Consider the following 12,334-nt stretch of genomic DNA (forward strand, 5'->3'; position numbering starts at 1 on the left):
TTTTGGTAAACGCTGTAAACCCGGGTTACACCAAAACAGATTGTAACAATAACCAGGGTTACAAAACGGTTGAGGATGCTGCAGCACCAATCGTAAAATACGCTATGATCGACAAGGATGGCCCAATAGGTGGCTAATGTAGTGATTATGGGGTTACTGCATTGGTAATTCACCAATAGTCATTACGAGCGTAGCGTGACAATCTTTGATAGAAAAGTCGGCGACAAGCCTATCGAAGATTGCCACGTCGCTATCGCTCCTCAATGACGCAAAAGGGTTATTCCTCCTCCAAAATCCTCTTAGTCTCTGCCAGTTGGTCCATTTCCTCCATAGGCAATACTGGAAACTGCGGCTTCATATCTTTTAAGGTTTGCGCAACTATGGTTGAGATAGCTACCCGTGTAAACCATTTCTTATCGGCTGGTACCACATACCATGGGTTATCGTAGGTGCTGGTTTCTTTGATGGCTGTTTCGTAGGCATTCATATAATCGTCCCATAAGGTGCGCTCCTTAACATCTCCGGATGCAAACTTCCAGTTCTTTTCCGGGTCTTCAACGCGTTTCAGGAAGCGTTTCTTTTGCTCCTCTTTAGATAGATGCAGAAAGAATTTGATGATCACCGTCCCATTTTCGCTTTGGTGTTTTTCAAAATCGCGGATGCTTTGGTAACGTTGATCCCAGAATTTTTGGCCGATGTCTTTTACTTTTGTGATGCCGGGGATATGCTCTTTCAGGATAAACTCGGGGTGTACCTTAGTAACCAGTACATTCTCGTAATGCGAACGGTTATGGATCCCGATGCGGCCACGCTCGGGCAGGGCCTTGTAATGTCGCCATAAAAAATCGTGCTCATAATCTTCGGATGTTGGCTGCTTAAAGCTATAAACCTGGCAACCCTGCGGGTTCAGTCCCGTCATAGTGTGCGCTATCGCGCTATCCTTCCCTGCCGCATCCATCGCCTGGAAGATAATGAGCAGGGATTTACTATTAGCCGCATAAAGCTCGTTTTGTAGTTTAGCCGTTTTTTCAATCAGTTCGGCCAGTAATTCTTCCGAGTTATCCTTTTCATAACCTGCGGTGTCATCGGTATCAAAATCTTTTAATTTGAAGTTTTTGGTGTTGGTTATTTTAAAACGATTGATGATCTCTTTCATAGATAGGGTAATAAGTTAGAAAAAGGGGAGAATGTTTGAACCAGTATAAACCTTTAAAACCAAACCCTCAAAACATTTGTTTTGAGGGTTTGGTAAGCACGGTTTTTGATCTTTAATTTACCAGATACGTACTCTTTCGTTTTCGGCTTTATAGTTTTTATCGCCAGGTTGAATGTTAAAAGCCTTGTAAAAAGGAGCAAAATTCATCAACGGGCCGTTTACCCGCCACATAGCCGGTGAATGCGGATTAGTGTTTACGTAGGTGCGCAGAAAAGCATCCCTTGTTTTCACGCGCCAGATCCTGGCTATCGATAAAAAGAAGCGCTGATCGGGCGTAAAGCTATCAATCTTGTCATCGCTTTTACCTTGTTCAGTCATTTTAAACGCATCATAAGCGATGGCTACACCGCCATTGTCTGCCGTATTTTCTCCTAATGTTAACGGCCCTTTAATATGCACCGTATCTAAAACGGTGAATGAGCTATACAGGTTAGAAAGCTGCGTTGTTTTTTCTTTAAACTTGCGTAAGTCTTCTTTTGTCCACCAGTTTTTTACGTTGCCGTCTTTATCATACTGGGCACCCTGATCGTCAAAAGCGTGGGTCATCTCATGGCCGATCACCATGCCGATACCACCGTAATTGATAGCGTCGTCTGCCGAGAAATCAAAATAAGGATATTGCAAGATACCCGCGGGAAACACAATTTCGTTAACAGGAGGATTATAATATGCTGTTACTGTAGATGGTGTTGTTCCCCATTCTGTTTTATCAACCGGCTTATTCAGCTTTGCCAGCTCAAACTGAAAATCATTTTTGTTAAGCGATAGGGTATTTTCAAAAAATTTAGTCCTGCTGACCTGTACCTTGTCGTAGTTGCGCCACTTATCCGGGTAACCTATCTTCTTCGTAAAAGTATACAACTTCTCTTTAGCCTTTTGCTTTGTACTGTCGCTCATCCAGTTCAACTGGTTTATCCTGTTCTCAAATGCTTTTTGTAAATTGTTGACCAATGCCAGTACGCGCTTTTTGGCATCTTCATTAAAATATCGCTTTACATATAGTTGGCCCAAAGCTTGCCCCAACATATTATCTACATTTGCCGTCATAATCTGCCTGCGGGTCTTTTGCGTGTCCTCTCCGGACAAAACCTTGTTGAAGGTGAACGAGGCATCAACAAACGGCTGGTTAAGCCTGTCGGCGTAGTTTTGTAGTGTAGCGGCTTTTAAATAAGCTTTCCAACTTGTAATACTAACAGCTTTCAGCATTGCATTTAGCTTATCATAATAAGCGGGCTGGGCCATATCGATCGAATCTGTGGCCGCTCCTAAATTGCCAAGTAACATCTTCCAGTTTATATTAGCCTGCTTTTTGCCTATAGCAGCAACGGCTACCTTATTGAAATTAGCGTTAACATCTCTTAATTCGACATTAGTTTTACTACTATAGGCCAATTGTTTTTCAATACCATAAGTGATATCTGCATTTTTGGTTGCCACAGCGCGCGAACTTCCTGTCAATTGAAATAATGTACTGAGGTAAGTTTTATAGGCCTTTTGAACTTGTAGTGTTGCCGAATCGGTTTTGAAGTAGTAGCCCTTTTCCGGCAAGCCGGTACCGCCCTGGTACAAATGTGCAATATTGATGGAGCTGTTTTTATTATCGGGAGATATGCCGAAACTGATCACAGACCGGTTGCCCGATGCCATCTCAACGGCTACAAATTTAAGTAGCGCCGGTACACTATTTATTGCATCAATGCGCGCCAATATGGCTTTTACAGGCTCGTATCCCCTACGGTCAATGGTTGCCATATCCATACCCGAAGCGTAAAAATCTCCTACCTTTTGGTCAATGCTACCTGTTGTATTTTTAGCTTTTGAAACACTATCCAGGATGTTTTGCAGTAAAAGTTTTTGCGGAATATTTAGAAATGAGTAAGAACCCACACCCGCCTGGTCGTTAGCTATCTTCACAGTGTCATACCAGCGTGCGTTAACGTATCTAAAGAAATTGTCGCCAGGCTTAATAGCAGGATTTAGGCCGGCTACATCTACAAACGTTTTGTGTTGGGCAACAGCATTACGGCCTACGCTAAAAAGCGCTAATATTAAACACAGCGTAAATAATTTTTTCATAAATAAGATTTGTTTAAAGGTAATAAATGTAGATGATGTCTCAAATACTATCCTCATAATCCGCACAGCAATTCTTATAAGCAAAGAAGCCCTCCTAACTATTTAGTTGGGAGGGCTTCTTAATATTAGGGTTAGCTAAACTTATAGTTTGCCAATTTCCTGAACAAGATCGATCAATTTGTTTGAGTAACCCCACTCGTTATCATACCAGGATACAACCTTAACAAAGCGATCGTTAAGCGCGATACCTGCTTTTGCATCAAAAATTGATGTGCGTGCATCACCTTTAAAGTCTTCAGATACAACCTCATCTTCGGTGTAACCTAAAATGCCTTTAAGTTCGCCTTCTGATGCTTCTTTCATTGCAGTTTTAATCTCTTCGTAAGTTGCAGAAGTTTTTAAACGCACAACTAAGTCAACAACAGAAACATCAGCAACCGGAACACGGAACGACATACCTGTTAATTTGCCTTTTAACTGAGGTAAAACTAAACCAACCGCTTTAGCTGCACCTGTTGATGAAGGGATGATGTTCTGATAAGCACCACGGCCGCCTCTCCAGTCTTTATGTGATGGGCCATCAACTGTTTTTTGAGTAGCTGTAACCGCGTGTACAGTAGTCATCAAACCTTCTTCGATACCAAATTTATCATCCAGTACTTTAGCGATAGGCGCTAAACAGTTGGTAGTACATGACGCGTTTGAAACAATAGTTTGATCTGCTTTTAAAAGCTTGTGGTTTACACCCATTACAAATGTAGGGGTATCATCCTTTGCAGGTGCGCTCATAACCACTTTTTTAGCGCCGGCATCAATATGTTTTTGTGCAGTATCTATGGTTAAGAATAAGCCTGTAGACTCAATAATAACTTCTGCACCTACTTCATTCCATTTAAGGTTTGCAGGGTCTTTTTCAGCAGTTACACGGATGGTTTTACCGTTTACTACCAAATGGCCGCCTTCTACAGCGATAGTGCCTTTGAACTGGCCGTGGGTTGAGTCGTATTTCAACATGTAAGCCATGTAGTCGGGCTCAACTAAATCGTTGATACCTACAACTTCAACATCTGGTCTTTCAATTGCGGCCCTAAAAGCTAAGCGACCGATACGGCCGAAGCCGTTAATTCCTATTTTCATGATTTTTAATTTTTATTAGAATAATACGTCAATAAATGGTTTATGGGTTCTTTTATAATATCCGTTATCGTTATACCGGTACCCTCGGCAGCCTCATACAGGTAATCCTGAAAGTTGGCTGCTACCGATCCCGCAAAATGTACAGAAGCTCCCGGGTGCTGTTTGTTCAGAGGTGCCAGGTAAGTTTGTATCAGTTTGCTAAAGCCTGTAGTGATAACGTTTTTTATGTAAGGGTCTTGTTTATTCTCCAGGAAAAAATCGCTGAACGAGCTCAGGAACAAAGCCGGCTGTTTTTGGCGATATACTTTTTCAAGCAGAGTTTTACGGTCGGCATCATACTTCTGCACAAACTTTTTGCGGATGCCTGCTGGCAAAGTTTCGTTCATAAAACCTTTTATGAGCTGCCTGCCCAACCAGTTTCCCGATCCTTCGTCTGCCAATATATAACCTAAGCCGTAATTGTTTGGTTTTACCTTTTTGCCATCGTACCAGGCGGCGTTGCTTCCGCTTGCGCAGATGCTTACAATGCCCGGGGCGTTACGGCAGCAGGCAATAGCAGCGGCTTCAATATCGTGCCCAACTGTAATTTTGGCAAATTTAAAAAATGCTGCGAAGGCGTTATATACCACCTGTTTAAGTTCATCTGATGATGCGCCTGCACCAAAAAAATAGATCCGTTTTATTTCTTCGGCGTGGTGTATAAGATTTATGTTTTTGTTGAAGAGCTGGACGATGTATTTCTCGTCGTTAAAATAGGGGTTAATGGCATTGGTATTGAACGAGGCAACCGTCCTTCCCTTGTAGGCTAATCGCCAACCGGCATTGTTTGATCCACTATAAACAACTGCAATCATTAAATTGATAATATATCTGCCATCAGCATCAGATCGTCTTCTAACTTAAACTGATGCTGGGTTAAGGCCTCTTCAAGACTTGTTAATTTTATGTGGTTGGCTTCAAGTCCAACCATCATTTGTGTCGAGCCATCTATCATGGCGTTAACAGCTGCAAAGCCTAAACGGCTGCCCAAAATACGGTCAAATGCTGATGGGCTTCCACCGCGTTGCAAGTGGCCTAATATAGTAACTTTTATGTCGTAAAACTTGATTTGTTTTCTAACAACTTCGGCAAGGTCATAAGCACCGCCACTCTTATCTCCCTCAGCTACAATTACAATGCTTGATGATTTTTTATTGTACTGACCAGCCTTCAAATTCTCTATCAGCATATCAATAGCGGTATCACGTTCAGGCAATAAAATAGCTTCTGCACCACAAGAAATGCCTGCACGCAGAGCAATAGCGCCCGAGTCGCGGCCCATTACTTCTATAAAGAACAACCGGTCGTGCGCATCAGCCGTATCGCGAATCTTATCAATAGCCTCAATAACGGTATTGGTAGCGGTATCAAACCCCAAGGTATAGGTAGATCCGTAAAGGTCATTGTCAATTGTGCCCGGTACGCCAATAACGGCTATGTCCGGGTGTTTTTTAGAGAAACGTAGCGCGCCGGTAAAAGTACCATCGCCACCAATTACCACAATGCCATCAATACCGTTAGCTTTTAGGTTTTGGTAGGCAAGTTCCATACCCTCATCGGTGCGAAAGGCTAGACAACGTGCAGTTTTAAGTATAGTACCACCAAGGTTTAAGATATTACTTACCGACCGGGTGTTCATATCGTACATGTTATTTTCGATAAGCCCCTGGTATCCCTGGCGGATTCCTGCAACCTGCAGGCCATTATATATAGCGGTACGTACAACAGCCCTTATACACGGGTTCATGCCTGGTGCATCGCCGCCCGAAGTAAGAACTGCTATCTTTGAAATTTTTTGCATTATTTACTTAGGTAAATTTAAGTGCGAATATAGTGTGTCAAATTTACACCATTAAATTTATTTATTTATTTTTACATTAAAAATTAAGCAATATATTTAAGCACAATTAACCTAAATACATTTTTACCTTGGAAGTAAAGTTACCTACATTTAACTCGGTTTTTTCTATAGACTGTGTCATATTTGGTTTTGAAGCTGGTGAGCTTAAAATATTACTTATAGAACGTAACGAGGAACCGTTTAAGGATTGGCTCGCCCTGCCCGGATATATTGTTGAACAAGATGAGAGTATAGACGACGCTGCCGAACGGATCCTGTACGAGCTAACCGGCCTGCGCGACCTGCACATGCAGCAGTTTCATACTTTTGGCGAAGTTAACCGCCACCCGCAAGGCCGCGTAATTACCGTGGCGTACTATGCGCTGATCCGTATAAACGGGCAAAAAGAAGTTAAGCCGGTTACCCAATATGCAAAAAGCGCTTTCTGGCACCCGGTTAATGAACTTCCCAAACTTGCCTTTGACCACACCGAGATTTTTGAGACAGGCTTTAATAAGATCCGTCGCAGGCTAAATTATCAGCCTATTGCGTTTGAGTTATTGCCTGAGAAATTTACACTGACCCAACTTCAATCGCTTTACGAAGCGGTGTTAAATAAAAAGCTTGACAAACGTAACTTCCGCAAAAAAATGTTGAGCTACGGCTTTTTGAAGGAACTGGACGAGAAGCAGAAAGGTGTATCGTACCGTGCCGCCAAACTCTATAAGTTCGATCGCCGCAAGTACACAAAGATCTTCCAGAATGATCTGAATCTTGATAAATAGGAGGGGAGAGAGTCAAGAGATCAGGAATCAAGATTGAAATAAAAATATTGTTCATAAAAAAGCCGCATCTGTATGGATGCGGCTTTTGTTTTATCTTAACTCATCATTCTTGACTATTAATTCTAATAATCTTGATTCTTTTAACCTTATAACTGGCTTGGTGCCAATTCTAAGTGGTATTTAACCAGGTTATCTATAGGCGAGCGGATGATGTTACCAACCGTCATGCCGTTTTCGGTACAAACTTCTTCTAACACGTTGCGGAAGTTGTAACCAACAGAACCTATACAATTAAACGTGTATTTTTGATAATCGGGATAATGCGTAACCAGGTTTTTAAAGAAATCCTCGAAAGAGGTACGTACCAGGTTGCGCGAGTATTCGATATTTACAATGTTATCATAAACAAATTTGCTAAAGCTTGCGCAAAAACGGTTTGCACGTGGTTGTGTGTAAACAATCTCATTTATATCATCGGGTGTAAGCTTAAAGGTTTCCCAAAAGTTTTTACGCACAGCCTCGGGCATGTAACCGCGCAGGTAATCAACCAGTAGTTTTTTACCAATATGGCAACCGCTGCCTTCATCACCAAGGATGTATGCGCCCGAGTCGATGTTGTTGATCACTTCTTTACCATCGTAAAGGCAGGTATTTGTACCTGTGCCTAAAATAGCGGCAAAGCCCTCGTTATTGCCAAGCAAAGCGCGGGCAGCAGCAAGCAGATCGTGGCCAATATTAACTTTAGATTTTGTAAAAACTGCCGACATGGCATCCTCTACGATCTTTCGCATCTCGGGGGTAGAACAGCCTGCGCCGTAATAATTCACCTCGGTAATGTTATCTTTCTCAAGATCGGTAGGCAGGCTCTCGCTCAACGATTGAATGATGTACTCAGTGCCCGAAAAATAAGGGTTGTAACCCTCGGTGTTAAAATACACCTTTTTACCTTCTTCGGTAACCAAACACCAGTTTGTTTTGGTGGAGCCACCGTCAGCAATTATGATCATAAAATAAGTTTTAGAAAAAAAATTAGGTTAAAAATATGATTAACTTATTGTAAAAAAAACACTTCCTTACTTTAAAAAGTAAAATCGTTGTAAAGCCAGGGTTAATTCTGTGGATATGTGCACAATACTTAACTTTATATCAAAAAATAAATTTGCGCAAAAGGCCTTATTAATAAGTTAAATCATAAAAAAATACTTGTCAGTTTTACATATAAAGCACTGTGTTAATTGTACAACGCCGGTTTATAATTGAATGCAATTATATGTAATATTTTGTCAAAAAATAATGGGTGGTGTTTTTTGTGACGATAAAAATTTTTATTACTGATGTTTTGTTACCCCTGTTTTAAACGAAAGGGTTGCATCCGTTTGATTTTGAGCCTGCAATAAATTTGTTTGGATAATATTTACCGATGCCTAAATGCTATTGTTATGCATTACATTATTTATGTAAGCGCGGCTGTAAACCCCTTTACAACCAAATAAATAAAAGATGTTTTAAAAGAAAGCCGGGATAATAATATCCGGGTGGACATAACCGGCTTGCTGCTTTATAACGATGGTGCATTTATGCAGGTTTTAGAAGGATATGAAGACCCTGTTAAACAAATTTACCACAAATTTGAGATAGATAAACGGCATACCTGCGTAATCAAAACTGCCGGGGAGACTATGAAAAGGCGCATTTTTACCGATTGGGCGATGGCTTTTGCTGCCGTTTCGGGTATGATCTCGCAAGTTAAGGAATTTATAAGCCCGCATAACATCAGTTGTGACCCTAACTATTGCCGCGAACCCATAGTTATGCTAAAAGCATTATTAAACAGCCATAAACCATGGCCGCCTATTTGAATTTAGCTATTGCCTTTTCCAACCATTTTTAGCATATTTGCACCGCGAAAAAAAAGCGATGGTCCCATAGCTCAGCTGGATAGAGCAACAGATTTCTAATCTGTAGGCCATAGGTTCGAATCCTATTGGGATCACCACCAACCTAAAAAAAAGCCTTTACGATATCGTAGAGGCTTTTTTTAGGTTTCGGAAAATGCTCATTCAGAATATTTTTACCTGTAAAAATTCTTCTTGGTTTCGGAAATATGTACTATTGTTTCGGTAAAAATTAAATGAAGAGTACGCAATTTAACCAGTCGGTATCTTACAACGTATTGTGCTATACCAAGCCCAACGCTGATGGTAAAAACTTGATTTTTATGCGGGTAATCATCGACCGCAAGAAAAAGGATATTGGATTAAATATTTACTGGCCGGCTGAAAATTTCGATAATGAAAAGCAAATCGCTAAGCCCAGGCATTTTAAAGATATAGCAGTTGAAGCCGTTAATATGGTACTTAACGAGGCCAAGGCACGTGCATCACGAATAAAACTCCGCTATTTTACTGAAACCCGGCTTTTAAGCATATCGCTTTTTAAAAAGGAATTTGAGCAGTTTGAGAGCCGGGAAAACTTCCTGTTTTATTGGGAAGAGAAAATAATACAAGTTTTAAAAGACGGCGTTATTATTGAATATACCGCGGTGCGCCATCGTACAAACCTTATCCGGTTTAAATTATTTCCGGTGCTGACTCTTTCTTTGCCATGTCTGACATCAATAGCGGTTTGATCCAGCGTTAGCAAACATGGCTTCGTAAAAAGTTAGACTATAATACAACGGTGAACGCGCTAAAATGCCTACAAACCTATATTATATACCCCCGTGGTGATGGTTTTAACATTGCAAACCATAATTAAGATTCTTGCTGATTGGGGGTAGAAAATACCGGTAGATAATTATAGCAGACTTGAAAAATAAAGCTTTGGTGTAATTTACGCCTTAAACAGCAATCTGCAGGTTGTTTAAATAGGGTAGCACAAAAAATGTGTGGTCAAAGGCGCGTAAGTGGGTGATGAGGTGGCTGCGGTCGTCAAAAAAAACTTCCACGTAAAAACTATTTAGATTGTATAGTTTAATGTAATGATGATCGTTAAGGCGGTCGGCCAAAAAAGTACCATTTAAAACAGCTTCTGTTTTTTCGTAGTATTTTAAAGCGTTAAAATCATTTGAGGTCATAATGGCGAAATATTTTATAGTCCGTTCATGATCAGGGTAATACAAAACCCGTGCCCCGTTTATAAATAAACAATAGCGTTTTTGAATAGTTATACACATGTGGAGAATTATCAGATAGCAGTGACCAGGGATACCGAAACGCACCAGTTTGAAGTAAGGGAATACCGCACTACGATGACGGACGTTGTAAATACCGTGTATTTTAGAATGGCGTTTATATAGCCAGTTTTGAACCGGATAAATATTACCTTTTACACATCTGCCAAAACCCCGGCCATATTGCCGAAGACATCATACATTTGTTGGCTGATAAGATCGAGGGTTATCATCCTAAGGGTTTGTCGAAAGATATTTAACTGTTATTATTACCCCTCTCCGGCGGTATCTCGTTCGGTAATTCATCAGGGCTTTCCTTTGGTATTTCCGGCGATTTAGGGTCTTCAGGTTGTTGTATTTCAAGTTGAGGTTTTGGGATAAGCATTTCTTCAGGTTCGTTGGGAATGGTTTGATGTTTTTTGCTCATATATTATGGAACATGCCTTTTGGTAGGTTTGTTTGTTTCGGCCTCGCCATGCTTCTTCAAATTACTTACTTTTGGATGTGCCTGTCAAAAAGAAAACTACGTCGCCTGTTAAACGGAAAACCACTAGCAGGAAAAAGAAAGCCAAAGCCCCGGCGCGCTTAAAATACTACCTCTTAGCGCTTGTATTTGCATTGCTTTTATCGCCGTTTTATTATGGTTATGTCATCAAAACTGCATCCTATACCTGGCGGTGGGTAAGGGACATTGGCCAGGATCCTAACTATCGTACCTACAAAAGTTTCGGCATCAAAATTCCGTCTAATTACGAGATCCACGGGATAGACGTATCGTACGCTCAGGGTAAAATTTACTGGCCAAAGGTAGTTGCAATGGAAGAGGATGGCGTACGCATCCGCTTCGCGTTCATCAAAGCTACGGAAGGCTTGCTTACGGTTGACCCATACTTTAAACGTAACTGGAAAGAGGCTAAAAATGCAGGCATCGCCTGCGGCGCTTACCATTTCTTTCGCCCTAAAAAGAGTGGTTTATGGCAGGGAAGGTTTTTTGTCCAAAATTCATCCATAGAAAGCGGCGGCCTGCCACCCGTTGCCGATGTGGAGCGGCTGGACGGCAAAACACCCGCCGCCATGCGAAAGGAACTGCGCGATTTTCTGCTTTACGTAGAGAATAAAACCGGTGAAACTCCTATTATTTATACAGGTATTAGCTTTTACCGCGATTACCTGGCGGGATATTTTGACGATTACCCTTTGTGGATAGCCCATTACAATCAAGATAAATTAAACGTTAGCGCACGCACAAACTGGAAGTTTTGGCAACACTCGGAAACAGGCCACGTGAACGGCATAGGCCACACCGTAGATTTTGACGTTTTTAAGGGAGATAGCCTCGCGTTTAAACGCTTTATATCGGGCGCTAACCGTTAATTGCCTTACGCACCACGGGCGCTACTTTAGTGCCCAGCAGTTCAATAGCCTTTAGTGTTTTATGGTAGGGCGCATGCCCGGTAACCAGCTGTGCAAAAAACGGGTTTTGCCAAACAGCTCGTATTGTGCCATTATTTTATCGATAGTTTCCTGCGCGTCGCCAACAATTAAAGGGCCGTGGGCGCGCAGGTATTCAAACTGGTCGGTAGTCATGGGCGACCAGCCCCTGTCGCGGCCAGCACGGTTCATCAGGGCCTATTACGATGGGCAGAAGGCATCCCTGGCTTCCTCATTAGTATCGCCGGCCAAAAACTGGGACGAGATATCCACCTGTAGCTTAGCCACATCATGCCCCGCCTTCTCTGACGTCTCGCGATACAGCTCTACAAACGGCACAAAATGTTTTGGGGCGCTGCCAAGTATGGCAATCATTAGTGTTAAGCCCAGCCTACCCGCGCGTATGGCCGATTTTGGTGTGCCGCCAACGCCTATCCAAATGGGGAGCTGTTCCTGCAATGTCCTCGGGTAAATGCCTTGGTTGCTTATCGGCGCGCAGAATTTACCTTTCCAGGTAAGATTTACAGTTTTGTTGATCTGCATCAGCAGGTCAAGCTTTTCTTCAAGCAGCTCTCCTCCTAATCATTTAGGTAATACCCAAACAAAGGGTACGATTCGACGAAAGAGCCACAGCCTGC

At 41.9% G+C, this 12,334-nt stretch carries 16 protein-coding genes and 1 tRNA gene; 7 read left to right on the top strand and 10 right to left on the bottom strand.

Annotated features, from left to right (window positions below):
• Positions 1-2: 2 nt before the first annotated feature.
• Positions 3-137, top strand: a complete 135-nt coding sequence (locus NAF17_RS18130) for a hypothetical protein (RefSeq protein ID WP_256474501.1) — start codon at positions 3-5, stop codon at positions 135-137.
• A gap of 140 nt (positions 138-277) precedes the next feature.
• On the opposite strand, the gene NAF17_RS12485 is transcribed toward NAF17_RS18130, so the two are convergent.
• The 5 genes from NAF17_RS12485 to pfkA form a co-directional block, all read right to left on the bottom strand.
• Positions 278-1,156 carry a polyphosphate kinase 2 family protein gene (locus NAF17_RS12485; protein WP_252758325.1) on the bottom strand — a complete coding sequence of 293 codons (879 nt, stop codon included), beginning with the start codon at positions 1,154-1,156 and terminating at the stop codon, positions 278-280.
• A 117-nt stretch (positions 1,157-1,273) separates the two neighbouring features.
• Entirely contained in the window at positions 1,274-3,292 is a 2,019-nt protein-coding gene (locus NAF17_RS12490) for a M13 family metallopeptidase (protein WP_252758326.1), read from the bottom strand.
• Positions 3,293-3,433: 141 nt separating this feature from the next.
• Entirely contained in the window at positions 3,434-4,429 is a 996-nt protein-coding gene (gap, locus tag NAF17_RS12495; protein ID WP_252758327.1) for a type I glyceraldehyde-3-phosphate dehydrogenase, read from the bottom strand.
• A 5-nt stretch (positions 4,430-4,434) separates the two neighbouring features.
• The gene (locus NAF17_RS12500; protein ID WP_252758328.1) at positions 4,435-5,283 is read right to left on the bottom strand and encodes a hypothetical protein; all 849 of its coding nucleotides are present in this window, start codon (positions 5,281-5,283) and stop codon (positions 4,435-4,437) included.
• A complete protein-coding gene (gene pfkA, locus NAF17_RS12505) occupies positions 5,283-6,269 on the bottom strand; it encodes a 6-phosphofructokinase (RefSeq protein WP_252758329.1) in 987 nt (328 codons plus the stop codon). Before pfkA ends, NAF17_RS12500 begins: the two co-directional genes overlap by 1 nt.
• Positions 6,270-6,397: 128 nt before the next feature.
• On the opposite strand from pfkA, the gene NAF17_RS12510 reads away from it, so the two are divergent.
• Positions 6,398-7,093 carry an NUDIX hydrolase gene (locus NAF17_RS12510; RefSeq protein WP_252758330.1) on the top strand — a complete coding sequence of 232 codons (696 nt, stop codon included), beginning with the start codon at positions 6,398-6,400 and terminating at the stop codon, positions 7,091-7,093.
• Positions 7,094-7,239: 146 nt separating this feature from the next.
• On the opposite strand, the gene NAF17_RS12515 is transcribed toward NAF17_RS12510, so the two are convergent.
• Positions 7,240-8,100 (bottom strand): N-acetylglucosamine kinase, encoded by an 861-nt coding sequence (locus NAF17_RS12515; protein WP_252758331.1) that lies wholly within the window; start codon positions 8,098-8,100, stop codon positions 7,240-7,242.
• A 486-nt stretch (positions 8,101-8,586) separates the two neighbouring features.
• On the opposite strand from NAF17_RS12515, the gene NAF17_RS12520 reads away from it, so the two are divergent.
• The 3 genes from NAF17_RS12520 to NAF17_RS12530 all read left to right on the top strand — a co-directional run bounded on the left by NAF17_RS12520 (position 8,587) and on the right by NAF17_RS12530 (position 9,722).
• Positions 8,587-8,952 (top strand): BLUF domain-containing protein, encoded by a 366-nt coding sequence (locus tag NAF17_RS12520; RefSeq protein ID WP_370341173.1) that lies wholly within the window; start codon positions 8,587-8,589, stop codon positions 8,950-8,952.
• A gap of 60 nt (positions 8,953-9,012) precedes the next feature.
• Positions 9,013-9,089: transfer RNA gene (locus tag NAF17_RS12525), tRNA-Arg, on the top strand.
• A 135-nt stretch (positions 9,090-9,224) separates the two neighbouring features.
• Positions 9,225-9,722, top strand: coding sequence for an Arm DNA-binding domain-containing protein (locus NAF17_RS12530; protein ID WP_252758333.1), 498 nt, complete (start codon positions 9,225-9,227; stop codon positions 9,720-9,722).
• A 210-nt stretch (positions 9,723-9,932) separates the two neighbouring features.
• Here NAF17_RS12530 and NAF17_RS12535 read toward each other — a convergent pair whose 3' ends face one another.
• Positions 9,933-10,169, bottom strand: coding sequence for a hypothetical protein (locus NAF17_RS12535; RefSeq protein WP_252758334.1), 237 nt, complete (start codon positions 10,167-10,169; stop codon positions 9,933-9,935).
• An 81-nt stretch (positions 10,170-10,250) separates the two neighbouring features.
• Between NAF17_RS12535 and NAF17_RS12540 the strand changes: the two genes are divergently transcribed.
• Entirely contained in the window at positions 10,251-10,391 is a 141-nt protein-coding gene (locus NAF17_RS12540; RefSeq protein ID WP_252758335.1) for a hypothetical protein, read from the top strand.
• A gap of 130 nt (positions 10,392-10,521) precedes the next feature.
• On the opposite strand, the gene NAF17_RS12545 is transcribed toward NAF17_RS12540, so the two are convergent.
• On the bottom strand, positions 10,522-10,692 hold the full coding sequence (locus tag NAF17_RS12545) for a hypothetical protein (protein ID WP_252758336.1): 171 nt from the start codon (positions 10,690-10,692) through the stop codon (positions 10,522-10,524).
• Between the two features lie 77 nt (positions 10,693-10,769).
• On the opposite strand from NAF17_RS12545, the gene NAF17_RS12550 reads away from it, so the two are divergent.
• On the top strand, positions 10,770-11,639 hold the full coding sequence (locus NAF17_RS12550) for a glycoside hydrolase family 25 protein (RefSeq protein ID WP_252758337.1): 870 nt from the start codon (positions 10,770-10,772) through the stop codon (positions 11,637-11,639).
• A gap of 51 nt (positions 11,640-11,690) precedes the next feature.
• Here the strand turns inward: NAF17_RS12550 and NAF17_RS12555 are convergent, their stop codons facing one another.
• A complete protein-coding gene (locus NAF17_RS12555; RefSeq protein WP_252758338.1) occupies positions 11,691-11,888 on the bottom strand; it encodes a hypothetical protein in 198 nt (65 codons plus the stop codon).
• Positions 11,889-11,897: 9 nt separating this feature from the next.
• Entirely contained in the window at positions 11,898-12,239 is a 342-nt protein-coding gene (locus tag NAF17_RS12560) for an LLM class flavin-dependent oxidoreductase (RefSeq protein ID WP_252758339.1), read from the bottom strand.
• Positions 12,240-12,334: the final 95 nt, after the last annotated feature.

It is taken from the genome of Mucilaginibacter aurantiaciroseus (genome assembly GCF_024055595.1).
Classification (GTDB): domain Bacteria; phylum Bacteroidota; class Bacteroidia; order Sphingobacteriales; family Sphingobacteriaceae; genus Mucilaginibacter; species Mucilaginibacter aurantiaciroseus.

What these genes read in the sequence shown, in the direction of transcription:
- NAF17_RS12490 (WP_252758326.1), bottom strand. Translation starts at nt 3,292, where the DNA reads ATGAAAAAATTATTTACGCTGTGTTTAATATTAGCGCTTTTTAGCGTA.
- NAF17_RS12545 (WP_252758336.1), bottom strand. Translation starts at nt 10,692, where the DNA reads ATGAGCAAAAAACATCAAACCATTCCCAACGAACCTGAAGAAATGCTT.
- NAF17_RS12535 (WP_252758334.1), bottom strand. Translation starts at nt 10,169, where the DNA reads ATGACCTCAAATGATTTTAACGCTTTAAAATACTACGAAAAAACAGAA.
- NAF17_RS12555 (WP_252758338.1), bottom strand. Translation starts at nt 11,888, where the DNA reads ATGAACCGTGCTGGCCGCGACAGGGGCTGGTCGCCCATGACTACCGAC.
- NAF17_RS12485 (WP_252758325.1), bottom strand. Translation starts at nt 1,156, where the DNA reads ATGAAAGAGATCATCAATCGTTTTAAAATAACCAACACCAAAAACTTC.
- pfkA (WP_252758329.1), bottom strand. Translation starts at nt 6,269, where the DNA reads ATGCAAAAAATTTCAAAGATAGCAGTTCTTACTTCGGGCGGCGATGCA.
- NAF17_RS12515 (WP_252758331.1), bottom strand. Translation starts at nt 8,100, where the DNA reads ATGATCATAATTGCTGACGGTGGCTCCACCAAAACAAACTGGTGTTTG.
- NAF17_RS12560 (WP_252758339.1), bottom strand. Translation starts at nt 12,239, where the DNA reads ATGCAGATCAACAAAACTGTAAATCTTACCTGGAAAGGTAAATTCTGC.
- NAF17_RS12530 (WP_252758333.1), top strand. Translation starts at nt 9,225, where the DNA reads ATGAAGAGTACGCAATTTAACCAGTCGGTATCTTACAACGTATTGTGC.
- NAF17_RS12500 (WP_252758328.1), bottom strand. Translation starts at nt 5,283, where the DNA reads ATGATTGCAGTTGTTTATAGTGGATCAAACAATGCCGGTTGGCGATTA.
- gap (WP_252758327.1), bottom strand. Translation starts at nt 4,429, where the DNA reads ATGAAAATAGGAATTAACGGCTTCGGCCGTATCGGTCGCTTAGCTTTT.